General features: G+C 49.4%; 31 protein-coding genes. 13 read left to right on the top strand and 18 right to left on the bottom strand.

Annotated elements, in window-relative coordinates; genetic code table 11:
* The 9 genes from JCM12296_RS19050 to JCM12296_RS19015 form a co-directional block, all read left to right on the top strand.
* On the top strand, positions 1-1365 hold a 1365-nt coding region (locus JCM12296_RS19050), incomplete at its 5' end, for a spermidine synthase (RefSeq protein ID WP_218188162.1).
* Between the two features lie 553 nt (positions 1366-1918).
* A complete protein-coding gene (locus JCM12296_RS19040) occupies positions 1919-2626 on the top strand; it encodes an ABC transporter ATP-binding protein (protein ID WP_054696615.1) in 708 nt (235 codons plus the stop codon).
* Positions 2619-2948: a hypothetical protein gene (locus JCM12296_RS44950; protein ID WP_246804568.1), complete on the top strand. Its 330-nt coding sequence runs from the start codon at positions 2619-2621 to the stop codon at positions 2946-2948. The genes JCM12296_RS19040 and JCM12296_RS44950 overlap by 8 nt, the downstream gene beginning before the upstream one ends.
* A 115-nt stretch (positions 2949-3063) precedes the next feature.
* Complete coding sequence (locus JCM12296_RS44945) at positions 3064-3762, top strand: ABC transporter permease (RefSeq protein WP_246804567.1); 699 nt, start codon at positions 3064-3066, stop codon at positions 3760-3762.
* Between the two features lie 283 nt (positions 3763-4045).
* Positions 4046-4789: an outer membrane lipoprotein-sorting protein gene (locus JCM12296_RS19030; RefSeq protein WP_054696612.1), complete on the top strand. Its 744-nt coding sequence runs from the start codon at positions 4046-4048 to the stop codon at positions 4787-4789.
* A 358-nt stretch (positions 4790-5147) separates the two neighbouring features.
* Complete coding sequence (locus JCM12296_RS36700; RefSeq protein ID WP_157067746.1) at positions 5148-5606, top strand: hypothetical protein; 459 nt, start codon at positions 5148-5150, stop codon at positions 5604-5606.
* The gene (locus tag JCM12296_RS19025; RefSeq protein WP_157067745.1) at positions 5528-6430 is read left to right on the top strand and encodes a hypothetical protein; all 903 of its coding nucleotides are present in this window, start codon (positions 5528-5530) and stop codon (positions 6428-6430) included. Before JCM12296_RS36700 ends, JCM12296_RS19025 begins: the two co-directional genes overlap by 79 nt.
* Before the next feature lie 11 nt (positions 6431-6441).
* The gene (locus tag JCM12296_RS19020) at positions 6442-7416 is read left to right on the top strand and encodes an ABC transporter ATP-binding protein (RefSeq protein WP_054696610.1); all 975 of its coding nucleotides are present in this window, start codon (positions 6442-6444) and stop codon (positions 7414-7416) included.
* Positions 7413-8150, top strand: coding sequence for an ABC transporter permease (locus JCM12296_RS19015; RefSeq protein WP_054696607.1), 738 nt, complete (start codon positions 7413-7415; stop codon positions 8148-8150). Before JCM12296_RS19020 ends, JCM12296_RS19015 begins: the two co-directional genes overlap by 4 nt.
* Positions 8151-8182: 32 nt before the next feature.
* On the opposite strand, the gene JCM12296_RS19010 is transcribed toward JCM12296_RS19015, so the two are convergent.
* Both JCM12296_RS19010 and JCM12296_RS19005 read right to left on the bottom strand, forming a co-directional pair.
* Complete coding sequence (locus JCM12296_RS19010) at positions 8183-8659, bottom strand: hypothetical protein (RefSeq protein WP_157067744.1); 477 nt, start codon at positions 8657-8659, stop codon at positions 8183-8185.
* 128 nt (positions 8660-8787) lie between these two features.
* The gene (locus JCM12296_RS19005) at positions 8788-10611 is read right to left on the bottom strand and encodes an esterase/lipase family protein (RefSeq protein WP_157067743.1); all 1824 of its coding nucleotides are present in this window, start codon (positions 10609-10611) and stop codon (positions 8788-8790) included.
* Positions 10612-11356: 745 nt separating this feature from the next.
* Here JCM12296_RS19005 and JCM12296_RS19000 point away from each other — a divergent pair.
* Positions 11357-12100 carry an acetylpolyamine aminohydrolase gene (locus JCM12296_RS19000; protein ID WP_054696600.1) on the top strand — a complete coding sequence of 248 codons (744 nt, stop codon included), beginning with the start codon at positions 11357-11359 and terminating at the stop codon, positions 12098-12100.
* Positions 12101-12135: 35 nt separating this feature from the next.
* The gene (locus JCM12296_RS18995; RefSeq protein WP_054696597.1) at positions 12136-13050 is read left to right on the top strand and encodes a serine hydrolase; all 915 of its coding nucleotides are present in this window, start codon (positions 12136-12138) and stop codon (positions 13048-13050) included.
* Between the two features lie 268 nt (positions 13051-13318).
* Here the strand turns inward: JCM12296_RS18995 and JCM12296_RS36695 are convergent, their stop codons facing one another.
* Both JCM12296_RS36695 and JCM12296_RS18990 read right to left on the bottom strand, forming a co-directional pair.
* Positions 13319-13576: a type II toxin-antitoxin system RelE family toxin gene (locus tag JCM12296_RS36695; protein ID WP_083456298.1), complete on the bottom strand. Its 258-nt coding sequence runs from the start codon at positions 13574-13576 to the stop codon at positions 13319-13321.
* The gene (locus JCM12296_RS18990; protein ID WP_054696593.1) at positions 13563-13796 is read right to left on the bottom strand and encodes a hypothetical protein; all 234 of its coding nucleotides are present in this window, start codon (positions 13794-13796) and stop codon (positions 13563-13565) included. Before JCM12296_RS18990 ends, JCM12296_RS36695 begins: the two co-directional genes overlap by 14 nt.
* Before the next feature lie 500 nt (positions 13797-14296).
* Between JCM12296_RS18990 and JCM12296_RS38560 the strand changes: the two genes are divergently transcribed.
* Positions 14297-14440, top strand: a complete 144-nt coding sequence (locus tag JCM12296_RS38560; RefSeq protein WP_157067742.1) for a PIN domain-containing protein — start codon at positions 14297-14299, stop codon at positions 14438-14440.
* A gap of 588 nt (positions 14441-15028) precedes the next feature.
* Here JCM12296_RS38560 and JCM12296_RS18980 read toward each other — a convergent pair.
* Entirely contained in the window at positions 15029-16027 is a 999-nt protein-coding gene (locus JCM12296_RS18980; RefSeq protein WP_172683987.1) for a 4Fe-4S double cluster binding domain-containing protein, read from the bottom strand.
* Between the two features lie 13 nt (positions 16028-16040).
* The gene (locus JCM12296_RS18975) at positions 16041-16871 is read right to left on the bottom strand and encodes an alpha/beta hydrolase (protein WP_054696582.1); all 831 of its coding nucleotides are present in this window, start codon (positions 16869-16871) and stop codon (positions 16041-16043) included.
* 142 nt (positions 16872-17013) lie between these two features.
* Here JCM12296_RS18975 and JCM12296_RS18970 point away from each other — a divergent pair, with 142 nt between their 5' ends.
* Positions 17014-17472 (top strand): TetR/AcrR family transcriptional regulator, encoded by a 459-nt coding sequence (locus tag JCM12296_RS18970; RefSeq protein ID WP_054696579.1) that lies wholly within the window; start codon positions 17014-17016, stop codon positions 17470-17472.
* A gap of 407 nt (positions 17473-17879) precedes the next feature.
* Here the strand turns inward: JCM12296_RS18970 and JCM12296_RS18965 are convergent, their stop codons facing one another.
* From JCM12296_RS18965 to JCM12296_RS18925, 12 genes are all read right to left on the bottom strand, one after another.
* The gene (locus JCM12296_RS18965; RefSeq protein WP_054696577.1) at positions 17880-18134 is read right to left on the bottom strand and encodes a BrnA antitoxin family protein; all 255 of its coding nucleotides are present in this window, start codon (positions 18132-18134) and stop codon (positions 17880-17882) included.
* On the bottom strand, positions 18118-18213 hold the full coding sequence (locus JCM12296_RS42140; protein ID WP_246804570.1) for a BrnT family toxin: 96 nt from the start codon (positions 18211-18213) through the stop codon (positions 18118-18120). The genes JCM12296_RS18965 and JCM12296_RS42140 overlap by 17 nt, the downstream gene beginning before the upstream one ends.
* Before the next feature lie 453 nt (positions 18214-18666).
* Positions 18667-18897, bottom strand: coding sequence for a type II toxin-antitoxin system BrnA family antitoxin (gene brnA, locus JCM12296_RS18960; RefSeq protein WP_054696574.1), 231 nt, complete (start codon positions 18895-18897; stop codon positions 18667-18669).
* A 53-nt stretch (positions 18898-18950) separates the two neighbouring features.
* On the bottom strand, positions 18951-19349 hold the full coding sequence (locus JCM12296_RS18955; protein WP_246804564.1) for a transposase: 399 nt from the start codon (positions 19347-19349) through the stop codon (positions 18951-18953).
* A 70-nt stretch (positions 19350-19419) separates the two neighbouring features.
* Positions 19420-19740 carry a transposase gene (locus JCM12296_RS18950; RefSeq protein ID WP_246804562.1) on the bottom strand — a complete coding sequence of 107 codons (321 nt, stop codon included), beginning with the start codon at positions 19738-19740 and terminating at the stop codon, positions 19420-19422.
* Between the two features lie 610 nt (positions 19741-20350).
* Entirely contained in the window at positions 20351-20512 is a 162-nt protein-coding gene (locus JCM12296_RS38555; protein ID WP_157067741.1) for a hypothetical protein, read from the bottom strand.
* A 37-nt stretch (positions 20513-20549) separates the two neighbouring features.
* A complete protein-coding gene (locus JCM12296_RS38550) occupies positions 20550-20729 on the bottom strand; it encodes a hypothetical protein (RefSeq protein WP_157067740.1) in 180 nt (59 codons plus the stop codon).
* Between the two features lie 647 nt (positions 20730-21376).
* Positions 21377-22981, bottom strand: a complete 1605-nt coding sequence (locus JCM12296_RS18940) for a DUF2326 domain-containing protein (RefSeq protein ID WP_172683985.1) — start codon at positions 22979-22981, stop codon at positions 21377-21379.
* Positions 22971-23195, bottom strand: a complete 225-nt coding sequence (locus tag JCM12296_RS38545) for an ABC-three component system middle component 7 (protein ID WP_157067739.1) — start codon at positions 23193-23195, stop codon at positions 22971-22973. Before JCM12296_RS38545 ends, JCM12296_RS18940 begins: the two co-directional genes overlap by 11 nt.
* Positions 23192-23656 (bottom strand): ABC-three component system protein, encoded by a 465-nt coding sequence (locus JCM12296_RS18935; protein WP_157067738.1) that lies wholly within the window; start codon positions 23654-23656, stop codon positions 23192-23194. Before JCM12296_RS18935 ends, JCM12296_RS38545 begins: the two co-directional genes overlap by 4 nt.
* Positions 23657-24058: 402 nt before the next feature.
* On the bottom strand, positions 24059-24451 hold the full coding sequence (locus JCM12296_RS18930; RefSeq protein WP_054696556.1) for a hypothetical protein: 393 nt from the start codon (positions 24449-24451) through the stop codon (positions 24059-24061).
* Positions 24452-24519: 68 nt separating this feature from the next.
* Positions 24520-25113, bottom strand: a complete 594-nt coding sequence (locus JCM12296_RS18925; protein WP_213182322.1) for a DUF6714 family protein — start codon at positions 25111-25113, stop codon at positions 24520-24522.
* Between the last annotated feature and the right edge of the window lie 75 nt (positions 25114-25188).

The following is a 25188-nucleotide window of genomic DNA, read 5'->3' as shown; positions in this document are numbered from 1 at the left end:
CGGCGACCGGTGCTGGCCTGGCCAGCGGCCGGCTGTGCCCTGACCGCCGGCCTGTTCCTTTTCCTTCCCCATCCCCTGGACCAACTCCGGCTCTCCCCGGGTGAAAGCATCGCCGCCCACCAAAACGGAATCATGGCCGATGTGACCGTGGTGCGCGACGCGCGCCAGAACTTCCATCTCATGGTCAACAACCACTACCAGATGGGCGGTACCGCCTCGCGCTATTCCGATCAGCGCCAGGCCCTGATCCCCCTGATGCTGCATCCCGACCCACAACGGATGCTCTTCCTGGGACTCGGCACCGGAACCACGGCGGCCGCGGCAGCCCAATACGACGAACTCCAGGTGGACGGCGTCGAGCTGATTCCCGAAATCGTGCCCCTGATGTTCTATTTTCAACCCTCCCTCAAGCGGATCGGCGGCCCGGAAAATCTCACCATCTTCACCGCCGATGCCCGGCGTTTCGTCCTGGCCAGCCCATCCGCATACGATGTGATCGTCGCCGACCTGTTCCATCCCTCCCGCGACGGCGCCGGTTTTCTCTACACCCGCGAGCATTTCCAGGCCATCCGGGAGCGGCTCAGCGATGACGGCATCTTCTGCCAATGGCTGCCCCTGTATCAGATGGATATCGATCTGCTGCGCCTGATCACGCGTACTTTTCTGGATGTCTTCCCGGATGGCGGCGCGCTCTTGGCGCACCACAGCCTGACCCAGCCCATCATCGGCTTGATCGCCGGCCGGAAACCCCTGCAAGTGAATGTCCAGGCGTTTGACACACGCCTGGCCTCCCACCCGGCCCTGGCCCGGGATCTGCGGGCCGTGGGACTTACCAGTGTCTATACCCTGCTCGGCAATTACCTGGCCGATGCAGCCCAATTACGCGCATTCGCCGGTGCAGGACCACTGAACACCGATGACCACCCGGCCGTGCTTTTCCAGGCCCCCCGATTTGTCTATCGCACGGCTGCGGACCTATCCGCCAGTGACCGTCTGCTGGCCCTCGTGCAGGCTTTCTCACCCCACCCCGCAGATATTCTCACAGCCTCGGCCACGCAAACCCAACAGATGCGGCTGGCCGCCTACTGGCAGGCCCGCAACGCCTATCTGGCCACCGGCGCCCATATTAGGCCGACCCCGGACGTCGACAGCCTCATCGCCCAAGTGGTCAACCCCTTGATGGCCATCGTGCGCACCAGTCCCGATTTCGAGGCCGCCTACCGCCCTCTGCTGAAAGTGGCCGCCCGCCTCTACCACCAGGATCCCCAAAAGGCCAGCCGACTTTTACTCGGCCTGGAAAACGCCGCGCCGGCGCGCCCTGAGGCCGGTGAGATGCGCTTGGCGTTGTTTCAGGGGATTGAATAGGAAGCTATCAACGCTTTATGAGAAAAGATGATACGATGAGGATGATGGATGTAACAACAAGTGCATATAAATTTGAGAGGTACGTGCTACAAGGCTGCCAACTGGGTATCCATCGGCACAACCGAAGGCTACAGCCTCGTTTCCGAATATAGAAAACGGGCTCTCCCAAAAAATATTTTTGTCTATCCCCTTTGTCATAACTTTCGGGAAAAGCTTTGCCGATGAAGTAGCCCGGAAACATTCGTGACGCCGCTGATGGCAAACCACAGGTTGCCTGAGTCCTCGGCACGAACATCATCCTGGTCCCCCACCACCAACAGTGTTCAAAGCCATTGTCCATTCACATCAAATGACCGACCATAAAGCTTTGTAAAATTTATCTCAAAGAGAATAACCACTTTAAAAGCGGCAGCTTACCAAAACTGTAGATTTCCAGTCTACCAGAAACGGCAGATACCAATATAATGAGCTTACGCTTGAAAAACAGGACCATTCGGGTTATCCTCGGTTTCATCCAATTTTTTGTCTGTCCCCCAAGAAGAGAGTTCATACCATGCACATTGTTTCTTTCGAACAGGTTTCCAAAAGCTATCGCATGGGCGAGGTGGACGTGGCGGCCCTGAGCCAGGTGAGCCTGCGGATTGCCAAAGGCGCCTTTGTGGCGTTGGTGGGGCCTTCGGGTAGCGGAAAAACCACCGCGCTCAACCTGATTGGTTGTCTGGACCGCCCCACCACCGGCGAGGTGATCGTGGCCGGCCAGCCGGTCAGCCGCCTGGATCGTCGTCGGGGCGCACGGTTTCGGGGAAATAAGCTGGGGTTCGTGTTTCAGGACTTCAGTCTCCTGCCGGTGCTCACGGTATTCGAAAATGTGGAGTATCCCCTGCTGATGATTCGCGACATGCCCAAGGCGCAACGCCGGCCGGCGGTCGAGCGGGTGCTGGAGGCGGTTGGCATGGCCGATCAGGCCCGTAAATACCCGGCGCAGCTTTCCGGCGGCCAGAAGCAGCGGGTGGCCATCGCCCGCGCCCTGGTGGGCAACCCGGAAATCGTTCTGGCCGACGAACCCACGGCCAATCTGGACGGCGCCACGGCCCAGCGGGTGATGGCCCTCATGAAACGCATGCGCGAAGAATTCGGCACCACCTTCGTCTTTTCCACTCACGATCCCCGGATCATGGATCAGGCCGAGGCGACCTTCTATCTGGAAGACGGGAGGCTTCTGGACAAACCGCCGGCATACGGGGAGGATCGCCATGCTTAAAATTCTGAGCCTCGCACTGAAAAACCTGCTGCGGAACAAGCGCCGCACCCTGCTTACCGGCATGCTGATCGTCGTCGGCATTGTGGCGGTGATCGTGTTCGCCGGGCTGAGCGAGTCCTTCAAGCGCGCCATCGTGGGGCAGATCACCGATTCCATGCTGAGCCATCTGCAGATCCACCGCAAGGGCTACATGTCCAGCGTGGACAACCTGCCGCTGGACCGCATGCTCACGGCCAAAGCCTATGCGAAACTGTCCGCCATCCTGACCGAAAACCCCGGGGTGGCGGCTTTTCCCCGCGAATCAAATTCGGCGCCATGCTGAGCAATTACGCCCAGACCACCAATGTCCGGCTCAACGGTATCGATCCGCAAAAGAGCAGGCCACCGCGCCGCTGCTGATTTCGCGCATCCGCGATGCCGCCCATGGGGATCTTTTGGTGGCCCCCGGCGAAGTCCTGCTGCCCGAGGCCCTGGCCAAAGGCATGAACGTCGGCGCCGGCGATACCGTGGTGCTGGTGGCCAACAACAAGGACGGATCGGTCAACGGAATGACCTTCAAGGTGGCCGGGCTGGTGGAGAACCTCATGGGGCCTGGCGGCCGGGACGGGTATCTGCATATCGACGATGCCGCCGCCCTGCTGCGCATGCAAACGCGTGAAATCAGCGAAGTCGCCGTACGGGTGAACGATTTCGACCGGATCGAGGCGGTGGCCGCGGCCTTGCGAGGCATTCTCGGCCCCATGACCAACCCGCAGAACAAACCCATGTTCGAACTGCACACCTGGCGGCAGTTGACGCCGTTTTACAACGTGGTGCGCATGATCAATATCATGACCTTGGGTGTCCGGACGATCCTGATCGCCGTGGTGCTGATCAGCGTGCTCAACGTGATGATGATGAGCGTCTACGAACGCGTGCGCGAGATTGGCACCCTGGCCGCCATGGGCACCCCGCCGGGACGGATCCTGGGTCTGTTCGTGGCCGAGGGATTCTGCCTGGGACTCTTCAGCGCCCTGGCCGGCGCGGTCATCGGCCTGCTGATTCTCTGGATCCTGAACTTCAAGGGGGTGGCCGTCACCTTCGGCGGCGCCAACCAGGTTTTCACCCTGCGCCCAGTGTTTCGCCGGGCGAGCTGACGTCGGCCTGTCTCATCGTTGTGGGCGTCTCGATCCTGGCCAGCCTGCAGCCGGCCGCCAAGGCGTCGAGGCTGGTGCCGGTGGACGCCTTGCGCCATATCTGACGAATTCGTAAAACGCCCAATATCGGCGTTACGCGTATCCTTCGTCACTGCGACGTACGCAAAAGTACGCCTCATTCCTTAAGGATTCGCAAGCCTTGATCTTGAGCGTTTTACGAATCCGTCGAAACTGCGACTTTTTACGAGGCCACCATATCTGATTTTGCAAACAGGAGTTTCCAATGAAAATAGCCTTGAACGCGGCGGTGGTCCTGATGCTCTGCATGCTGGCCGGTGCCGCCTGGGGGGAACCGTTGAGCGGTACCGAGATCCTTGCCCAGGTGGACCAAAACCTCCAGCCGAACGACCTTGAAATGTACCGCAAGATCATCAACATCGAACCGGACGGCAGCCGGAAGGAGTTCGTGCTCTGGTTCCTCAAAAAGGACCAGGACAAGATCGTGACCCTGTTTGTCTCTCCGGCCAGTGAAGCGGGACGCGCCACCCTGCGCCTGGGCGACAACATGTGGCTCTACATTCCCAATGTGGGCCGGCCGATCCGCATCACCAGCATGCAAACGATTGTGGGCGGCGTCTTCAACAACGCCGACATCATGCGGCTGGACTACAGTGTCGAGTACGACGTCACGGCCTTTCAGGAAGATCAGGGCCAGCATCTGCTGGAGCTGAAAGCCAAGACCGGCGCGGTCGCCTATGACCGGCTGAAGATGTGGGTGCTGAAGGATGAACGGGTGCCCACGCGCATTGATTGCTTCGCGGCCACGGGAATGCTCATCAAGACCCTGCATTTCAAGGAGATCAAAGATGTCGGCGATGGTGTCAGGCGCCCGTCGGTGATGGAAACCGACAGCCCGCTGTATAAGGGGTATCGCTCGATCATGATTTTCGCCAACCTGAAGAAACGCCGCCTGGCGGATGAAGTTTTTACCCTCAACTACCTGCCCCGGATTAAGGATCTGCGCTGACTTGGATTTGTCTATCGACGTTAAGATCGTGTTCTTGGACGGCGTTATCGGTTGTCGCAGGATTACCATACGGCGTTCTCCCTCAGGGCAATCGCATATAGATTTCCGGGTTGCTTTTCTTCCCAAAAATAGAGCGTCCATGAATGTCAAAGACCAAATGAAAAATGCCAAATGGTGGTATTCTATCTATTTTAAAATCGATTTCATCCTTCATTTGACATTTGGGCTTTGGCATTTGGCATTTTCCCACTTTCGGGAATGGTGCGTGTTCAGGAACGGCCGGTTTTTGATTTTACTTGCGATTGCCCTGCGTTCTCCCTCCTCTATCCTTGCGAAAAACATCATCGCAAAGTCGATCTTGGTACTATTGATAATGGCTGCCTGTTGCGGCACGGTCACCGCCGGAGAATATGACTTCACGATTCCGGAGGCGCGGCCGAAGCCCTACGAGTTGGGTGCCCGGCTGGAGGCCCGCAGCATCACCCATCGGTTCGATGAAACCTCGGCCCGCTATCGCCTGATCCGGTTCCAGGATGATCCCGGCAGCGATGCCCACGACTGGCACCTGTCGGCGGAGCTTTCGGGGAAATTCCGTGCAGGCATGCTGCAGGCTGTTTTGCTGACCCATCACGAATTCGCCGACACGTACACGGAAAACGAGTGGACCGACAAGATCTACGAAGGGTACGTGTCCCTGACGCCCACCCCGCACCTGACCCTGGATGCGGGCAAAAACTGGTGCTGTGGGGCAAGGGCTATGCCTGGAACCCGGTCGGCTTTATCAATCCGCCCAAGGACCCCGACGACCCGACGTTGAGCCTGGAGGGGAACACCTTCGCGGGGGTCGACCTGATCAAGAGCTTCACCGCCGGCGGGCTGGCCAACATCGGACTGACCGCCATGCTGCTGCCGGTCATCGAGGACTGGACCAATGCGGACTTCGGCGACGACGGCGATCTGAATGCCGCCCTCAAGCTTTACCTGCTCTGGCATGACACCGACCTTGATTTCATCTGCTACGACGGGCCGTCCCAACCATTAAGCCTGGGCTTCGATTTTGCCAGGAACCTGGCCGAAAACATCGAGGTGCATGGTGAGCTGGCCTATCGGCGGGACGTCGCCCATGTCGTCATCGATGCCGATGGCCCATCGACCGCGAGCAGGGAAGATCAGGTCAGCTATCTGATCGGAATGCGCTATCTCAACGCCCTGGACACCACTTTCATTGCCGAATATTACCACAACGGTAACGGATATGACCGCGACGAAATGAAAGCCTTTTTCACCTACCAGGAGGCGGCCTTCGACCGCTGGCAGATCACCGGCGACAGCGCTTCAATGCAACGCGCCAGTAGGCTTGCAGGCCCGGTCTATCAGCAGCGCAATATGGGTGAGGATTACTTCTATCTCAAGATTTCACAGAAGGAACCGTTCGATATTCTCTACTTCACCCCCTGGATCACGTCGATGGTCAACCTGCAGGATTTCAGCTTCAACCTTCAGCCCGGCCTGACCTGGACGCCGGTGACCAACCTGGAATTCAATTGCCGGGTGGGTATTCCTGTCGGCCCGTCACGGACCGAGTTCGGTGAAAAGCCGGACGCATGGCGGCCTGAAGCCTGGGTACGTTATTACTTCTGAGGAGCAGCAGGATGGACGAGTCCATTATTGTCGAGGATCTGGCCAAATCCTTTGAAGGCGTGGAAGCGGTCGCCGGTGTCACCTTCACCGTCCGCAAGGGTGAACTCTTCGGTTTCCTCGGCCCCAACGGTGCCGGGAAAACCACCACCATCAACATGCTGACCGGCCTGGCAAGGCCGGATGCGGGAACCATCCGCATCGGCGGCATTGACTGCACGGCCAATCCCAAGGCGGCCCAGCACCTCGTCGGCGTGGTTCCGGACGAAAGCAACCTCTACCAGGAATTGACCGGTTTCGATAATCTTTGTTTCTGTGCGGCGCTTTACGGCATGGGCAAAACCGAAAGGCGGGCCCGGGCCCGGAAGCTGTTGGATAATTTTGGTCTGGCCCGGGCGGCGGATCGCCGCTTCGGCGGTTATTCCAAGGGCATGAAGCGCAAACTCACCATCGCCGCCGGCATCATCCACCGGCCGGCGATCCTTTTCCTGGACGAACCCACCACCGGCATCGATGTGGCCAGCGCCAGGCAAGTTCGTCAGCTGATTGCCGATTTGCATCGGGAAGGCACCACCATCTTCCTCACCACGCATTACATCGAAGAGGCGGAACGGCTGTGCGGCCGCATTGCTTTCATCGTGTCCGGCCGGATTGTGCGCATCGACACGGTCGAACGCCTGATCCAGCCGATCAAGGCCAAGCATGTCCTGCAGATTGCCTGTGCAAACATGCCGGACGATGTTCACGCCAGGCTGACCGAGGCGTTTCCCGATCTGGAATTCTCGGAGCCGGCAAATGGCCTGATCCGCGTCGAAGCCGACCAGCCGGTCGGGGTGGGCCCCCTGGTTCGGCTGCTGGAAATGCATTCCGCCGAGGTGGTCGAAGCCAAAAGGGTGCGCCCGTCCCTTGAGGATATTTTCGTGCGCATCACCGGCATCGAGGCAGCGGCCATGCGCAAGGAGAAAGAGCGGAAAGGCGGTGGCCGATGAAAATCTGGATCGCATTCTGGAATATCATGCTCAAGGACATGCGGACGTACTACCTGAAGCCGCCCAATGTCAGTTGGGGAATCATTTTCCCGCTGGCGTGGACGGGCATGTTCTTCATCAAAACCGGCAGCGGACTGGAAAGCATTCTCACCCTGCTGCCCGGCGTGGTGGCCGTCTCGATCCTGTTCGGCACCACCTCCATGCTGGCGGTCACCGTGACGTTCGAGAAAAAGAACCGTTCATTCGAACGGTTGCTGATGGCGCCCATACCGCTTGAACTGTTGATGCTGGCCAAGACCAGCGGCGCGATTTTGTTTGGTGTGGCCAATGCCCTGGTGCCGGTGGCCATCGCGGCGTTTATCGTGAATCTCTCCCAGGCGGCCTGGTCGGCATTCTTGCCTGCCGTGGTGCTGATCGCCGTGGTCTCGACATTTTTGGGCCTGTTCATTGCCGTGGCGGTCAGCGAGGTCTTCGAGGCACAGACCTTCTCCAATTTCTTCCGTTTCCCCATGATTTTCTTATGTGGGTTGTTCTTCCCCATTGCCAAGCTGCCCGTTTTTCTCAAGCCATTGTCCTACGCCCTGCCGTTGACCTACGGCGTCGACATCCTGCGCTGGAGTTTTGCGGGGCAAAACCTTTTTCCACCGGCATTGGATTTTGGCGTGCTGGTGATATTCTGCGTTCTGTTGTTTTGGCTGAGCCTGATCAATGTCCGCAAGCGCTGGATTGTTTGAAAAGCGTCCAAAACATGATCTTAAAGGCGATACTATTGAGCTGGAACAAACTGCCACCCCTCTGCCCTGCCTGTAGCGAAGACAATTGGCGTTGCATTTGAATAGTCCTTCCCCCGGACGACGAGGTAGCCCTTTTTCCCCTGGCCTAGAATGTAATAAGGCGTGCCGGCCTTCACGGTTTTATTCTCAAACGCAGCCTCTACCGTTTCGATTCTCTGTTCGTAGGACGACAGATTATCTAACTGTTTTTTGTACGTCTGATGCATGTCGGTAATTTCTTCCACCTGTTTTTCGGCAGTAGCCTTCAGTTCAGTTATTTCCTGCTCAACTTGCTTCGCCGTTGCCGACGCTAAAACCGCTTTTGCCGACCCATAGCTTATTAAACCGGCTGCAGTTAAGACGCCTATGAATCCACCGAATATCATCCATAGCTTCCCCTTTTGGATCAATACATAGTCTTTCCGGATTTGTCCGACGAGTTTATCTAATTCATCTGAATCCATCATCATTCCTTCCTTCCCTGTCATATCAATTGAATATCATTACACGGCTCGAGCATCTCAAACGATACCGGCTCTGACCATATTCAAATCGACATAAACAATGCATCTCCACAAGTGGTCACCGGACTCAATTGTCAAACATGGCGCATTAGCATCAGTAACAATGCGACGTAAGCCACAAAGAACGGCCATCTAGGCTCCGCAGCTGCCGTTACGACATGCCACCCTACAATCACTATGATAAATGCCAGAATGGGCCAGACAACGAACCATGTGCCCCAACGTGAACCCCAATCCGACAGCATCGTTATCACGTTATCGCCCCACCCCCTATTGTTGTCGCTTGCTAACACAGGTTCTGTATCCAACTTACCCTTGAGAATAAAAGTAGCAATTTCAGGTATACGACCCAAGAATGCCGCATGCCCGCCGGTAAGTCCTCGCACATTTACAACCTGGGGTATATCTTTCGAAAAGCCATTAAAGCCTGCACTGCCGATATCGTTCCTCAGTAGGAACATCGGCACTGGAGGTTCGAAAAATCTAGGGAACAGGGCAACCACCCAGTCATCAACCGCAGTGTAGTTGACTACCCGCAACCGTGCTTCCTGCTCTTGCGGCGCTTGATTACCGCCCAACCACATATTACGATGCTTAAGCACTTTGCACCAACGGTAGTCCTGCCGAACCACGCTGCCACCGAACACCACTCGCCCTATATTCAAGGAGCTGTATCGCTCAAGTGCTGTCGCCATAAGGTAGGTTCCGTTGCTGTGCCCGACGAAGTGCACTTGTTTGGCGTTCGGATACCGAGCCAGGGTTTCCGTGAATTCATCCATCAGCCATTTGACATACTTTTCCCTAACAGGCCTAAGCAAGAAGGGTCCCATGCCAAAGTATCCGTATCTAGCTGACGCTACCGCGAGTTTGTTTGTCGAACCGGGAGGCTGTAATTCCTGATACTGTTTCTGGAGTTCCTGTTCGAAAGCCGCAGCCCATTCGCCGAGATCTCGTATGCCGTGTACAACAAACACCACCTGAGTGACGTCCAGGTCTGGTTGAAATGAAAGAACCTCATTCGAGCGAGATAATTTAACAAAATCCGGCTCCGTTGCTGCCAACGCAAACTTCTTCTTGCGATACTCGCCGAGTTTCAAGTTTCCTACAGTTGTCGGATCGGAAAAATCAACAATGTTACCGTGACCGGTACCGCGAACTTTAATCCAAGCAAATTTACCCTTGCCAATGGTACGTAAATCCTTATTGTCTTCAGCGCTGACTATGTCGTCGATATCCCCCAGCAATTGTACGACCTCGACTCCGCGACGCTCCGGATTAATCATGCGCTCTATCCAGTCAATGCGCAAGTTGGCCACGAACGGCGCGCCTGTCTCCATGCTCAGTATTAGCTTGCCCACCCCAGCCACTCGGCCGAACCAAGTTCCCATCCAGAATGTAAACCAGCGGCTGAAACGCATGTCCGAGGGTTTTTGCCCCGAAATGTCCCAGCCGCGGTTCATACCAGCAACGAGAACAATGCGAGAAACCTTTGACGACCAGTTCTTGTTGCAATCTTCTGCATCAAGAAAAGCTCGCTTAGCTAGCAGAGCACCCATGCTTTGCCCAATCAACGTCACGCTCTGATAATTGCCCTCCTTGACTTTCTTCTCTATTTCATCTGAAATTCGCCGTGCAATGGTCAGCGGTTCAGCGTTGGAAAAAAGCGGGTAAGGATAACTGAATTGCAATGTAGCTCCGTGCGGTTCCAACACTTGCTGCATGGAAGGCCAAAATCGGCCTCGATCAAGTCCGTGTACGAAAACAAATAGCGTTGCGTTATTCTCAGTCCCCGTAGTAAGTTTGGACTCGAGCATCGGGGTTGGCCGATATAGCCAGGGGTGCAAGTGTGCAATAATCGTTAACAATATTAAGATGAAGAATGTGGTAGCAAAGGCCATTTGTGTTTTCCTATTCATTTGCGATTAAGTTTTTTCTCCATCCAGGTCTTTTCAAACAGTTTGTTGACATGTGCCCAACCAACCAGTGTCCACACGCCAGGAGAGGACAGGGCGTCATAACGAAGAAATCAAAAAAATAGACATTAAAGTGCTTGATGTTCTTCCTGAATCCTGCCTCCCCCAGGTTTAACATTTATCTGCAGGTCCGACGTCGCCAAATTCCGCAATGGTTTCTCTCAACTGATACCCTTCTGCCGGTAATTTTCAACCATCCGCCGCCCAATTGCCTGTGATTTCATGACATGGTGTTGTTTTTGACAAAAGCTTACTTCCGACGGCGGTCCCCTGAAAATTCGAGCAAGAACTCCCGCTTATAACAACGGTGGGTCAAGCGCCAGATATATCCAGGAACGAAATCTCTGTTGGCGCGTGCCATGACACATTTTTCTTGAAATGATGTTTTTGCCTATGAAACTGAACGGCTAAGATCAAATTGAGGCTATTTTTTCATACTTTATCGTATTATGTCAATCTGTTGTCTTGGCGACCCCAGGGCAATCGCATTTGGCATCCAATATGGAAGCCCTTTGTCGCATGGCATGAGTGTAAGTCAGGGACGGGCATGATTTTATGCGTTACTATATTCTATATTCTAATCTTTTGGCAAAAAGGCACGAATCCAGTTACAATCTATTCGCAGGCGATACATTAGCAAAAATTCCTTATAATAGTGGAGCATGGATCGATGAAAGTCATCTACAGTCACAGCTTTTATCCGGTTTATACCTCTGACCCGGCGGCGAAAGCCGGAAGGATTGAGGCGGTAATGAATGCGCTTCCGGCCGGCGCGGAACTGATTGAAGCAGAGCCAGCCACCGAAGCACAAATTGCCCTTGCGCATACGATGGAACATATTGAATTCGTCCGCGCGGAAGGACTTTACGACATTGCCGCACTTGCCGCAGGCGGGGCCATACAGGCAGCCCGGCTTGGTCTCAAGGCGCCTACCTTTGGCGCCATCCGGCCACCCGGACACCATGCCTCTGATGACAGTTGCTGGGGCTTTTGCTATTTCAACAACATGGCGGTGGCTCTGCTGGCCCTCAAGCATGAAGGCCTGATCGAAACCGCCACGATATTGGATTTCGATCTCCATTACGGCGACGGCAATGTGAACATTTTGGAGCATCGCAGCTGGGTGACGATCTGCAATCCGACAAGCCACACCCGCGACAAGTATCTCAAGGAGGTAAAGACCTTTATCCAGGCGCATCCGGCTGATATAATCGGTATCTCCGCGGGTTTCGACCACCACGTGCGCGATTGGGGAGGACTGCTGCTGACCGAGGACTATCACGCCATGGGGCGAATGGTGATCAATTCCGCCCGCAAACACAATGGTGGCTGTTTCGCCATTCTGGAGGGCGGGTATAATCACAATGAAATCGGCAAGAATGCCGCGGCGCTGATGGAAGGTCTCAGCCCGTAATCGATTTACCACCATTGACGAGGAGGAAATATTTTATGTCAGGACTGCTTGGCCGCAGGCAATTTTTGGAATTGCTTGCAGGTGCCGCCGCGGCAGGAATCATGAGCGGATTGGCAGTGCCGGCGATTGCGGAGAGTGAACCGTCACTCGGGTACAGCGTCAACGCATATATTCAGCAGCTGCGACGTGCTGGACGCATCCCCGCGGACGAACGAACCGCATGGTCGGTCTATGATTTCACGGCCGGTTCCAAATGCGTATCGATTAATGAAGACCGGCCGCTTCAGGCGGCCAGTATGATCAAACCGTTTTTGGCCCAGGCGTATTTCTTTCGCCACCAGGAAAACGAGCGGCGCTATCCCTACAACGACCTGATCCGGCGCAAGATGGAGGCCATGATTCGCTACAGTGACAACAGCGCAGCGAACTTTTTCATCAACCGCGTAGGCAGTGGACGACCGGCCGCCAATCGCCCCCATGAAGTGGAGCAAGTGCTCAAACGCCATGCCGGCAGTATCTTCCAGCAGACCCGAATTGTTGAGTTTATTCCAAAAAACGGACGATCTTACCGCAACAAGGCGTCCGCCCATGACTACAGCCGGTTCCTGTATGCGATGGTTAAGTATCGACTGCCGTATGCGGATCAGATCCAGTACTATATGGGCCTGCCCAACCGGGACCGAATTCAGGACGGTGCCGTTGACGTGCCGTCGAGTGCCAAGCTCTTGCACAAAACAGGCTCCACCGCACACCTCTGTGGCGACATGGGCGTGATCGTGGCGGAAGGGCGCAAGGGCGGAAATTATCCCTATACGTTCATTGGCATCATCCAAAAAGATAGACGGGCATCTCACTACGGCACCTGGAAACGGGACCGCAGCAATGTCATCCGTGAGGTGTCCAACATCGTCTACACCTTCATGAGCAAACGATACAATCTGGTTGCCTGATCCGCCGCGACTCTCGGTCTTCGGTACGTGCGATAGGGGGCTTCTAATCAGGTCGCCACTGCAACCATCGATGATGATCGTTGGACATACTTGAGCAAGAATTTTCTCTTATGACATCGGTGGGTGATATGCCAAATAGGTAAAGTTGTAAAGTTGGGGACGGGTTTATTGGTTGGAATCATGAAGTAGAATGTCCCCAACGCCATTTCCGGTTTTCTCAACTCGTTTTGAAAGTTCCGGGTGAACGCCTTTTGAAACGACAGGTTCGCTACCGATATACACCCTTGCGATGGCCGACTTTAACAATCCAAACTGTCAATTCTTCGTCTTGAATTGAATAAATGATACGATAGCGGCCTTGACGAATGCGAAAACGTTCCTGACCGCTTAATTTTTGAGAGCCGGAAGGCCTGGGATTTTCTGAAAGAGACTCAATTTTTTCGAGAATTCTATTTAATTCTTTTTTTGGGATGGATTCAAAATCTTTCCAGACCGATTTTCTAAAGAAGATTTTATATCCGCCCATCTTTTTTTAGCCTCTTTACCATTTCCTCATAGCTGATCAAGGGTTCATTGGCTCTTTCGTCAAAGGCTGATAGATCCTCGGCATCCTCTGCCAGGGCTTCTTTTACAATTTCATTAATGAGGTCAGACATTGATCGAGATGTCTCAACAGATTTAAGACGCAATGCCTGATGTAAGGCAGGATCTAAATAAATGGTTGATCTTTTAGATAAAGTAGCCACAGTGTCACCTCCAATGAATACGTTGAAAACACTATAGCACCATGACGTCATGACGTCAATCTCACATGAGATAGAAAGAGACGGGATTATTGACTGGCTTTTCCATCGAGGTTTAGCCCAAGTTTTTGCGCGACTTTCTCTCCTCTTCTTGCTGCTTGCCTGACGGTTGGTTGCGATGCCTTCAGTTTTTTGATAAATCGATGGTTGTCATGCCCAGCTCTCGCGTCGTCCAATAACACAACAAGCTACGTGTGTACGTGATTTGGAATCAGGGCACATGCGTAACAAGGCGTTTCGGTATCGGTTAAGATGGCTCCCAACCGTTCCAGAAAGTTGTCCCGGTCTTCATCGTCATAAAATATCTTTCGACGCTCAATACCCCTGACAATAATATGATGCAGCGCTCCAGGTGCGTCTATGCGGGCTTTTCGTGGCATATTTCCTATTACCACAACCTATAAAAATGAAACCAATATTTCAATGGCGATCTAAGAGTCAATTTGAAAAAGCAAGGGACACCTATTGGTGCCCTTGACATGCTTATCGCCGCCCATGCGATTTCAATTGACTGCACGCTGGTCACCAACAACGAAAAAGAGTTTATTCGAGTACCGGAATTAAAAATCGTTAACTGGAACAAATAGTAGTTCTCACCATCAAAATCGATACTCACTTCATAGTACAAAATAGCCCCGCACATAACAGCCTTCCTGCCAGTTTCAGTCGCCTGCGCCGGTAAGCAAACGATGGCCGCTGAACGCGTAATCCGCCAATGCCTTTAAATCCTGAACCAGTCAGCAAGCGTTGCATTAATCCGGATAAGCCATCGAGGCCTGAACGGAATAGGAAATGAGCGTGGTTGCTTAGAAATGCCCGGGCATAACGAAGCGTCTGGGTTTCCGGAAGTAAACACGATAGCCGTTCAGTCAGATTCTCTTTGTCGGTCGTGTCTTTAACCGGATGATCACATGATGCAGAATCCCCGGGGCATCCAATCGAGCTAAGCGCGGCATGATTTGAAAATAGCATAGATGGGGGATTAAGCTAAGTTACTTAGTTATTTAGGGTCCCCTATTCCGTCCCTACGGCAACTGGAAGCGGGACCGCAGCAATAATCCGTGAGGTGTCCAACATCGTCTACACCTTCATGAGCAAACGATACAATCTGGTTGCCTGATCCGACTCTCGGTCTTCGGTACGTGCGATAGGGAAGGTTCGCCGGAGGCAAAATTTTATACCGGTTTTGCTTTTTTATTGGGAAACCGTTTGGGCAAGGACATTTCGGCTTCGGAACTTTTAAATACATACACGTCTTCGCTCAAGTCCTTCAAGGGCTTGACCACGGTTTTCATATAATCCGCCCTGTTGTCCATGTAATCCCCGATCACATCGATACCGGCAGGACAGACGGCCATGCAGTACCCGCAACGATACCCACCGCCCGTGGTCATGGCCTGCCAGACCGCCAGGGTTTCCCCGTCATTTCTCTTGTTCCGGTACTCCTCCATGGTGGTGCTGGTGATCAACGCCTCGGTCCAGTTGATAAAACCGCCGATCCGGTCCCTATAGGCATGAGCAAGACAGGAGAGAAAATTAAAATCGCCGTTTTCTTGAATGGCTCCGGTGGGACAACTGGCCACGCACAGGTTGCAGTTTATGCAAGGATTGTAATCGAGTGGACCATCATAGGCATCAAGGGCCGTATCCAGCAAAAGGGTGGCAAGGCACACATGGCTTCCGAACTCGGGGTGAATCAGCAATCGATGGTGCCCTATTTTGCCCAGCCCCGCCGCCTGGGCCGCGGGTTTGTGGGATACGGTGAACATGCGTTCCGGCCATCTTCCCATATTTTGAGGGAACCCTTCCGAGGGGGTAATGCCGGCGATATTGTGTCGCCGAAACTCCCTGATCAGTGTTCGCATCATTGATCGGGACTGCTTTTCAACGGCAACATATTCACCATCGGCCAAGGACCGGTCTGTTGACCGAATTTGAGGTGTGTTGACACGAAAAACAAGGCTGACCAGGGTCTTGGCCGCGGGAAAAGCCTCCACGATAAACGGTTTCTGGTCGGCTAAATCTTCGCAATGAATATCGAGGACGCCCACATCGTCAAAACCGGCTTCACAGGCCAGGCGTTTGATCCAATCTCGTGAAACGGTCTCGGATTTCTTTCTTTTCGGGGCGTGCCTGTAGGCGACCACGGTGGGGTGTTGTTCCAAGCGCATCATGACCTCCTTTGTTTTATTGTGAGATGACGCCATAGAAACACCGTATCAATTGGGCAATTTGAGGACTCTGGATGATCCTGCGATGCCCCAGGGATTCAGGTGAGTGGCTTTGAAGTCCAGGGCAGGCGGCCATGATGGCCTCATGGTTTTTATAGGAAACCTCCCTGTCATTTTTGGCGTGGATGATCAGGGCCTGGGGATTTTTTTGGGAAAAGATGGTGCCCACATCAAGGTTCCTTGCAGGAAGGCCCACCTCATTTTCAACTTGACTTACAAACAAACCGGCCACCTTTTTTGGAAGCCCTACAAACCTGGCAAAAGACATGAGTACATCGTACAGATTGTTGGGTGAGGAAATAAGCACCAGGCGGCCTAACCGGGCGCCGGATGCCAAGGCAATGGCTAGGGCGGCCGCCCCCATGGAGTGGCCGATAGCCCCATAAAACGGTCCCCACTTTTTGTCCGCTTCAAGGATGGCCTGTGAGAAGACCACCGGATTGGCCCGGTTTCCTGGTGAATGGCCATGACCCGGAGCATCGATCGCGATTACGTCAAACCCGTGTTCGACCAGCCCATCAACAAGACGGTACATTTGGGTGGCCCTGCTTTCCCAGCCATGCATGATGAGTATTTTTTTATCGCTTTGACCCCACCAGCGGGCCGCACTGAGCCCGGGACCGAAAAAAATCCGCTCACACCGCGCTTCCGCCTCTCTTTCCCAGTCTTTGATGGGAAATCGCCGGGGTGTTAAAAAAAGTGTCGCGGTTTTTTGGGCAAGTCTGTTTGGGAAAAGACTTCCGGTGATTTTATTTTTAACCCTAAACAAGAAAAGCTTCGGAATCATGGAACGCCTCACAATTAAAATTGTAATCTCAAATAGTTATTTTTTATATTATGGGCGTAATATAAAAAAGGGATTATTATATGTCAAGTGACATATTAAAAAGGATGGCGTATGGTGATGGGCAACCATGGAAGGGGGTGGTATGAGATACCCAAAAGATCACAGGGAAAACACCTATAAAAAAATCATGGACATTGCATCCAGACGCTTCAGAAAAGAGGGAATTCAGGCCGTGGGTATTGCCGGACTGATGTCCGATGCCGGATTGACCCACGGGGGATTTTACAGTCACTTCAAATCCAAGGAAGAGCTTGCCGTCAAATCCATCATCCAAGCCCTTGAAGAGACCCGTGCTTTTCTTGAATCCTATGCAAAAAAGAATCACGGAGGGCTTGAAAAACTGATTCAGGCCTACTTGCACCCCATTCATAGGGACACGCCTGAAAATGGCTGCGCCATTGCCGCCATCGGCCCGGAGTTGAGCCGGCGCCCCAAAGCATCGCAAAAGATGATCAGCCAGGAAATTGAAACGTTTTTCGGCTTGATAAAACGTTATCTGCCGTCAGATTTTTCTGATGAAAAAAACAGCAGACAGCCGTAGCCATATTCTCGCTGATGGTGGGGACCCTCCAGGTGTCACGGATGATGTCGGATGAAAATCGTAAAAACGAAGTCCTTAAAAACGGCATCGATGCGGCCCTCGCGCTGGCCGGGTTTTGAACGTTCGACGAAACGAATTGTGGACGGAAAGTGTCTGAAAATGATAAGTTTTTTACCACGACATTGACTAAATTCTAAAAATGGGATGGGTAAAAATGGGGGTGAAAAATGGGGTCGCACCAAGCTATGATGCTGAAATTCAAAGATTTAGATCCCTGTGCTAAACGACGAAAGTTGGCGTCTTTCATCGAAATAGCATAGCTTACAGGACACTTTGGTTACACAACGGAAAGCTGTCGGGCGGCATGGTCCTCGCCGTCCCGACCAGCGTCTGGTTCACCACCCGCATTAATGAGTCGCTTGTAATTCCTCACGAACAACTCGTCGCAGAATCTCTTCAAGAGGGTGTTCCTGGCCTTCCATGTAGATTCGGAGAGCGTTGTTCATCATTGACTGATAATTGCCACCACCTTGTTCCTCAACTTTAGAACGAAACCAATCTACAATATCTTGGTCAAGCCTGATAGTAATGCGGACTTTGTTACCAGAAGAAGGAAGGACCGCACCACGTTTACCTTTACTGAAATCATATTTCGCCTTCATATTGTCTCACCTCGTAGCGCACGGCTTTACGCGCTGAAATTATACGGATATTATCGCCACGCCATGTGTAAACTACCACCAAAATGCGGCGAAGGCGTCCATTCCAATGGTAATGTACCGTTGCTCATCGCCGCTGAAATCATCAAGGGTTACGGCATTGGGATCTTCAAAGACCGCAACTGATTCTTTTTGGCCTTCGCTTTATCCCATTCGAACATAATGGATTATAGTATGCACAATTGTATGTACATGTCAAGGTTTTGTGCGGCGAACGGGGAGGTGAGGGGACAGGCTTTTAAACCTCAAAAACAATTCGCGATCAGTTGCACCAGCAAGAAAATGGGGAAAAATGGGTGAAAATGCGTCCACTTACTGTCACGAGATAAGCTGGTCTTCTGCTCAAGTGCAGCATGAATCCATTGGCGATGTCCTTTTTGAAAACGCTGGAAATCATCAAACCCAGCTAATCGGCTCAATGTATGGTAATCGATTAGAATACACTTTCTTCAATGTGAAACGGCAGGTTCGAATACTATGCGGCAGTGGATTTGTTTAATCTTTCAGCAAGCCAAATTTTAATAATCGACTGCCGTGGAACACCGAGACGTTTGGCTTCTTTATCTAATGACCGAATCATCCAAAGAGGGAAATCGACATTAACCCGTTTTTGCTCCTGGTTCGGCCGTCTTGCTTTTGAGAGATCCAGATGTTCTATGATACTTTTCCCCTCATCAAAGTTCTTGTCTAATTCTTTAGCTTTCATAAAGCTCTATTTCCTCATTTCTGGCACGGCGCACTGAAATAATACGTATGTTATCATTGCGATATGTAATAATCCCAGTCCAGTGTTTTTCGTCTATTTTTCCAAAGTTCCAATAAATACGCGTCTTCCTGGCAGACAATCGATTTGTACCGGTTCTGGAACAGTTGCCCGTGCCGCTTATGGCGGCGATTGAAGCTGACGGCATACCCTGTCAGCAAGCGTTGCATTAATCCGGATAAGCCATCGGGGCCTGAACGGAATAGGAAATGGGCGTGGTTGCGTAAAAATGCCCAGGCATAGCAAAGCGTCTGGGTTTCCGGAATTAAACGCGATAGCCGTTCAGTCAGATTCTCTTTGTCGGCTGTGTCTTTAAAGATATTTTTGCGTTCGATCCCCCGGATGATCACATGATGCAGAATCCCCGGGGCATCCAATCGAGCTAAGCGTGGCATGAATTCAAAATAGCATAGATGGGGGATTACGCCAAGTTATTTAGTTAATTAGGGTCGTCCCTAGCTGCCCCTAGCTGCCCGATTTGTACCGGTTCTGGAACAGTTGCCCGTGCCGCTTATGGCGGCGATTGAAGCTGACGGCATACCCCGTCAGCAAGCGTTGCATTAATCCGGATAAGCCATCGGGGCCTGAACGGAATAGGAAATGGGCGTGGTTGCTTAGAAATGCCCAGGCATAACAAAGCGTCTGGGTTTCCGGAAGTAAACACGATAGCCGTTCAGTCAGATTCTCTTTGCCGGTCGTGTCTTTAAAGATATTTTTGCGTTCGATTCCCCGGATAATAACATGATACAGAATCCCGGGCGCATCCAATCGAGCTAAGCGTGGCATGAATTAAAAGTAGCCTATATGGGAGATTACGCCAAGTTATTTAGTTGATTAGGGACGTCCCTAACTCACGCCCTAACTCACGCCCGATTAGGCGGCGGTTCTGTCCGCTGCATCCGCTTGATGGCTGGCGCGTAGCGACAGTCATCAAGCGGATGGCAATCCGCAGCCCGATGGCGTGGCGCGAAGCGCCACGCCATCGTTGAATTCAGCGGCCCGGCGCTTTTTCGGGTCCGCTGGAATGACTTGTTATAAAATTATTTAGTCATCATTCCATACACTTTTGAGTATACCTAGTGCAATAAGTATCAAAACACCTCCCAAAATCGGCCTGTCAAGTTTAAATTGAAGGGCAATTATTGGAAACCAGAGAATACTCACGCCTAATATATTCTTCCAAGGGTGAGGGACTTTCCATAAAAAGATCAAAGCTATCAGAACAACTCCAATCAAATGAAAGGTGTTTAGTTGCCAATCACCATAGTCAGGCCTATCGTATTTCATACAAACTCGCTCACTCCAGTCTGAATTATTAAGAATGCGACGGTCACAGGTTTATCTGGTGCATTTTCTGTTATAGGGTTTTGTATTGCGTCTCCATAATTTGCAGAGTTCATTCTTTTGAAGGTTTAAGAGTCCAGATCTTCCAAAGGGCCAAGACAATCAAACCAGCAATTATCTGATGTCCGGCCCCAACCATATCTTTTACTATTCCAAAAATGATTGTCCCAATAAATAAAGCAATAATCGAATAAATAATTTTCTTAATCAGCATTAACATTGCCCGTTTGTAATCTGTGTTGTTATCTCAATTATGCACTATCTTGTTTCATTATCAATGTTGAGCCATCATAGCTTTTTAGGATGAATTTTTTGCCTGATTGATTTTGCCATACTACTTTTTCCCATCCTTCGAGATCTATTTTTCTTGATAATTTTTTCTCAGCGGACCAGGCTAATTTGTAGCCGACATTTTCTAACTCTTCTTTCAAGCCTGAATCTATTGGGTAATTAAAATCAACAATTTTTTCTTCTATTCCTTATAGTTCCCAACTGACACCACCAATGGGAGTGCTTACACCACGAATTGATTGTAGAACTCTCCTGAAAGTATTCATGATACCTCTGTTTATAACGCTTGCGGTCAGTGAGCAGCCAGGGCTGCCACGGACAATTTTAAAAAATGATTTATTCCAATTACAGACGAAATTTCAAAAATGCCCCCGCCCTGGATGTCCACTGAACTGCTTGGTTATACACTAAAAACTTCAGTTTAACTTATTATGGCTATTACACTTTTTTTAAAAATCTAAACGCATGATTTTAGGCCATTTACCGGTGATGCTTACAAAAAGGAAAAATAATGCCCAAAATACCGTAGGGATAAACACTTTATAGCATTCACCCAATTGAAGCTCAGAAAACAACAGCTCATAAAAAATGAATGTTGCTCCAGACAAAAAAAATAAACATAAGATTAATGAAATTAATCTATAAAATGTTTTTATTTCGATCATTACAGATAAGATCTACTGTGTATAACGTATTTCTCACCTGACGGTGTGTAGCGGCAGCGGAACACCGGTCAGGTGCAGAAAATGGTTGGGCAACTCCCACTATTTATTCTAAAAAATAACGTCTATTTTCGCCAGTCTATTTTATATAGAACATTATTGTCATCCAATTGAACAACACTATTGGAGCGCAACAGAGTGGATGTTTCTGTGCCGTACTTTTCAACCTCATCAATTGCCACAAAAGATTGTTTCTCGGTCCCAGAATAAATTTTAAATAGATTTGAAACGGAATCGTTTTCGATGTTTTTGAACAATAGTGAGTCATGAGCAACAAAGGGTAAAATCGTATTATTAAATATTGCCAAATCCAAAACAATCAAACTCGCATATGCAGTACCTGTTCCTGTATCTTTAACGACTTCATATGAATAGTTTGTTTCTTTGAGCTGTATGGTTGGGCTTTTTCTATCAGGACCAAAAACCGAAGTAACAATGCGCCTTATTGAGTCATTTATTGTTTTTTGCAGAAGACTAAGTACTTGTGTTTTTTCATCGGAAAGAGCCCCTTTAATTTGTTTTACATCATTCTTGAGCGAAACATCGTTTTCATAATATTCGTTTTCTTCTTTTGCGTTGTGAAAAGAGGTTGATAATTCATATACGCGATCAACAATTTTATTTGGCTCATCAATCGATGAGAGTGTATTAGTCATTTTTGAGTCTAATTTCGAAAGTTCATTATTAATCATGAACAATTGACCTTCAAGCTCTCTTTCTGTCTCTCGAAGTTCTGATCGTAAAATTCTTGCTACGCTACTGTGGAATTCTTCAACGTTGGCCAATCTTTCTTTGTTTATTTCTGGGAAATATTGAATTAGGCTATTAAAGTGTTTGCTTTTAATATGTCTGTTTTCGCTTATATTACGCTTAATTCTTGATAACTTGCTTTGAGTATTCAGTTTGATCGCTAAGAGTTCGTCTTTTTGAATCTTAAGTTCTAAAACTTCACGGTTAACAACCTCGGCAATGTTCGTAGCATATTTTGATAGGTTTGTTTTGATATCTTCAATCTCTAATTCAATGCGAGTTATTCTTTCTTCGTTGTCTTTATATTCACGTTTGCCTATTTTAGGAATTATTCGGTTTTTAAAAGCAGATCTCAATGCCTTGCTTTCTTCATCCTTCTGCTTTAATTTTTCTGTCAACTCTTTAATCGCACTATAGCGGCCAAATGTTTTGATAAGGTTATTTATACAATTTTTAGCAGACATGTTTTGAACGATGTGTAGTGGCCTATGGACATTTAAATTGTCTTTACCCCAAACCCTAAGATATAGACCTACGAAAGAACGAAAACTAATCTCTTCAATATTTATACTGTATACTGCCTTTAAAAAAGCTGTATATTCTTCGACCGGAATTGCTGTTATTGCCTCATATTCAATGCTGCATTTATATACTATATCTGGCTGATAAGTACCTCGACGGAACCTGTAAATTTCACCTTCGAATTCAAAAGATATATAGTAATCGTGATGACCCAATTCATCAATAATATCTTTCCGCGCTAACAAGCCATTACCACCAAATGCAAAATCAATAACCATCAACAAGGATGATTTCCCAATCGAATTTGTTGCATTTTCATCACCCAAAACAACGTTAAGGCCTTTATGAAAGGATATTGTTTCTTTACGAAACTTTTCGCATCGAATTTCAGCCAACATAATTAACTTCCCCTGTCTGAGCATCTAAATCTATGCAGCCAAGAACGAACAACAAATCTATGGCAAGTAAAAATTGATCTATGCTTTCGAAGTTTTTTGAAACAATATGATAAAGCTTTACAAGTCCTAATGGATCTGGGCCTTGCTCAATAATTGTAGAAACCAAACCTAAAGCTGAATTTTCGATTGAAACTACTTTATTTGGTGTAATCATTCAAAAACCTCACAATTTTGAATAAAGAAGGATGTAACTATTTCTGCAGCTTCGATAGTTTGTGGCTGAGTCTTAGTGTAAAACCAGTCTACAATGTTTGAAAATATTTCTTGTTGTGAGCTACTCAGAGTTTTTTGTTTCAAATAGAAGGTTTTTACTTGTGAGTAAATCAAAACTGAAGCGTTGGGGTTTTCTTGCTCAATTTCTAAGAACTTGGATTTTATGTACTGATAAAAATCGGTAACATTATGCTTTATCTTGCGTTGTGCTGGAACGGAAAGTGTTGCATTAAATTTGTCATTTAAACTCTTGGGATCATATTCAAGATCAAGCTCTTTATCCATATCATCACTGGAATACAAGCCTTCTATTACCTTCTGAATATCCTTTTCAATTTGATAAGAGCGTTGGATTTCATGGAGTTCTGAACGTTTTATAAATGATTTTTTTAGGGCAGCCAATTGCCGATACTCTTCAGCAGTTCTCGGTTTATCGAACTTACCATGACATTTAAGGCACAATGGTATTATATTATCCGGGTAGTTTACGTCAGTATGTAATAATTCCTCGTGCTTCAATTCTTCAATTTCAGAGGGGTCGGATTTAGGGGTATATATGAGCTAATTCATAATTTTTATATGCTTTAGAGCGCTTATAATAAAAAAGCGCATTACCGCACAGAGGACAATTACCATCTACTTGCGTTGTTAAACACAGTTCCTCTGCTGGACTATATTTTCGTCTTTTATTGTTCATCTTTTTGGCTTTGCGTCGAAGTTATTATAAAGCGGATCATACATGCCCAACGTTCGGTATAACCGGGCGGGGCCGCAGTTTGGCCCCGGCCCGCGTTTATACCGGGGTTATGAGTTTTTTCCTTTTTGAACAAAAGCTATTTTTTTACCTTCATTATCAAATCCCAGTGCAATTAACGGACTATCAAGTCTACCAGAATAATCCTCTCCAAGATCAACAATTGAAGAACCAGAGAATAAAATATGGTCCTTGCATTTGGGCATTAATTTATTAAGCTTTTCAAAAAGCTCGCTGGCCTTTAGTGGACAGTTGCCTTCATTTTTGTCAGTGAGTAAAGTTATTTCTTTGTCTTCATCCTCTATATCCACACCGTATATATGAAATTCTTCAAAGGGAAGATCCTGAGTAACTCGGTCATAATCCTTGATAATTAAAACAGAGTAATCCTTTAAATTTGTAACATTTGTATCAAGCTGATTTAATGCGTATTCTAAGTTCATCGCTCACTCATAACGGGGAGTTCACCGGCCAGTGCCGCGAAGTGGCACTGGTCAGGTGGAACGTCTGGTTACATGTGTTTTTTTCTTGTTTTATATTGTTTTTCCCAATATTCAGCTAATGCCCTTGAAATATTAGGATAATCGTAACTATATTCGTCCTCAGTTAGGCACCATGTTAGGTACTCTATGATGGCTTTATGTTGTTCAACATTTAAAGAGACCAATCTCGACTCCATGTAACTCCCCATGTTTGTTAAATGAAAGATTGGATCGTCTACCTCGCCTTTAATGCTCCCTATGATATATGCAGGTAAATGAAATCTCATTCCATCTGCATCGAAGAAAGAAAGACTACTTTGGCAACTCTGGAGCACATCATAGGCTATTGATTTCCAGTTAATCTTCTCATCATCTTCTCGACGTCGTTTTTGTACCTCTTCGGTTTCATAATCATCTATAGCCTGAGCTTCGAAAAGGCCAATGCCGTCTCCAAGTGTAACCCCAGAAAAGGCGGCTTCAATTTTTTCAATTATCTGATCTTTTGTAAGATCCTTATAATTATTAACCTCATGTAAATGACCACAACTTGAGCAAACGAAGTAAGCTACATTATCAATTATTTCTGGCTCAGGATATTCATCTGAACAAGAGACACATTTCATATGGATTTCTCAACGTACTTAGTCATGTAACGGTTGGGCTGTGCCGCGAGGGAACCGAGTCGGACACAAGCCCAT

The sequence above is a fragment of the Desulfosarcina cetonica JCM 12296 genome, from assembly GCF_001311845.1.
GTDB classification, from domain to species: Bacteria; Desulfobacterota; Desulfobacteria; order Desulfobacterales; family Desulfosarcinaceae; genus Desulfosarcina; species Desulfosarcina cetonica.
Note: the sequence above shows the minus strand (reverse complement) of the source record. Positions and strands in the feature narration are given on the sequence as shown.

Excerpts from the sequence above, each read along its gene's own strand:
- JCM12296_RS36695 (WP_083456298.1), bottom strand. The coding sequence starts at position 13,576 with ATGGGCGGATATAAAATCTTCTTTAGAAAATCGGTCTGGAAAGATTTT.
- JCM12296_RS19010 (WP_157067744.1), bottom strand. The coding sequence starts at position 8,659 with ATGATGATGGATTCAGATGAATTAGATAAACTCGTCGGACAAATCCGG.
- JCM12296_RS19040 (WP_054696615.1), top strand. The coding sequence starts at position 1,919 with ATGCACATTGTTTCTTTCGAACAGGTTTCCAAAAGCTATCGCATGGGC.
- JCM12296_RS18975 (WP_054696582.1), bottom strand. The coding sequence starts at position 16,871 with ATGATTCCGAAGCTTTTCTTGTTTAGGGTTAAAAATAAAATCACCGGA.
- brnA (WP_054696574.1), bottom strand. The coding sequence starts at position 18,897 with ATGAAAGCTAAAGAATTAGACAAGAACTTTGATGAGGGGAAAAGTATC.
- JCM12296_RS18925 (WP_213182322.1), bottom strand. The coding sequence starts at position 25,113 with ATGAAATGTGTCTCTTGTTCAGATGAATATCCTGAGCCAGAAATAATT.
- JCM12296_RS18995 (WP_054696597.1), top strand. The coding sequence starts at position 12,136 with ATGTCAGGACTGCTTGGCCGCAGGCAATTTTTGGAATTGCTTGCAGGT.
- JCM12296_RS18930 (WP_054696556.1), bottom strand. The coding sequence starts at position 24,451 with ATGAACTTAGAATACGCATTAAATCAGCTTGATACAAATGTTACAAAT.
- JCM12296_RS19005 (WP_157067743.1), bottom strand. The coding sequence starts at position 10,611 with ATGGCCTTTGCTACCACATTCTTCATCTTAATATTGTTAACGATTATT.
- JCM12296_RS38545 (WP_157067739.1), bottom strand. The coding sequence starts at position 23,195 with ATGATTACACCAAATAAAGTAGTTTCAATCGAAAATTCAGCTTTAGGT.
- JCM12296_RS19020 (WP_054696610.1), top strand. The coding sequence starts at position 6,442 with ATGGACGAGTCCATTATTGTCGAGGATCTGGCCAAATCCTTTGAAGGC.
- JCM12296_RS18950 (WP_246804562.1), bottom strand. The coding sequence starts at position 19,740 with ATGCCACGCTTAGCTCGATTGGATGCGCCCGGGATTCTGTATCATGTT.
- JCM12296_RS19015 (WP_054696607.1), top strand. The coding sequence starts at position 7,413 with ATGAAAATCTGGATCGCATTCTGGAATATCATGCTCAAGGACATGCGG.
- JCM12296_RS18940 (WP_172683985.1), bottom strand. The coding sequence starts at position 22,981 with ATGTTGGCTGAAATTCGATGCGAAAAGTTTCGTAAAGAAACAATATCC.
- JCM12296_RS18970 (WP_054696579.1), top strand. The coding sequence starts at position 17,014 with ATGAGATACCCAAAAGATCACAGGGAAAACACCTATAAAAAAATCATG.
- JCM12296_RS19000 (WP_054696600.1), top strand. The coding sequence starts at position 11,357 with ATGAAAGTCATCTACAGTCACAGCTTTTATCCGGTTTATACCTCTGAC.
- JCM12296_RS44950 (WP_246804568.1), top strand. The coding sequence starts at position 2,619 with ATGCTTAAAATTCTGAGCCTCGCACTGAAAAACCTGCTGCGGAACAAG.
- JCM12296_RS19030 (WP_054696612.1), top strand. The coding sequence starts at position 4,046 with ATGAAAATAGCCTTGAACGCGGCGGTGGTCCTGATGCTCTGCATGCTG.
- JCM12296_RS38555 (WP_157067741.1), bottom strand. The coding sequence starts at position 20,512 with ATGCTGATTAAGAAAATTATTTATTCGATTATTGCTTTATTTATTGGG.
- JCM12296_RS18955 (WP_246804564.1), bottom strand. The coding sequence starts at position 19,349 with ATGCCACGCTTAGCTCGATTGGATGCCCCGGGGATTCTGCATCATGTG.
- JCM12296_RS18980 (WP_172683987.1), bottom strand. The coding sequence starts at position 16,027 with ATGATGCGCTTGGAACAACACCCCACCGTGGTCGCCTACAGGCACGCC.
- JCM12296_RS18965 (WP_054696577.1), bottom strand. The coding sequence starts at position 18,134 with ATGAAGGCGAAATATGATTTCAGTAAAGGTAAACGTGGTGCGGTCCTT.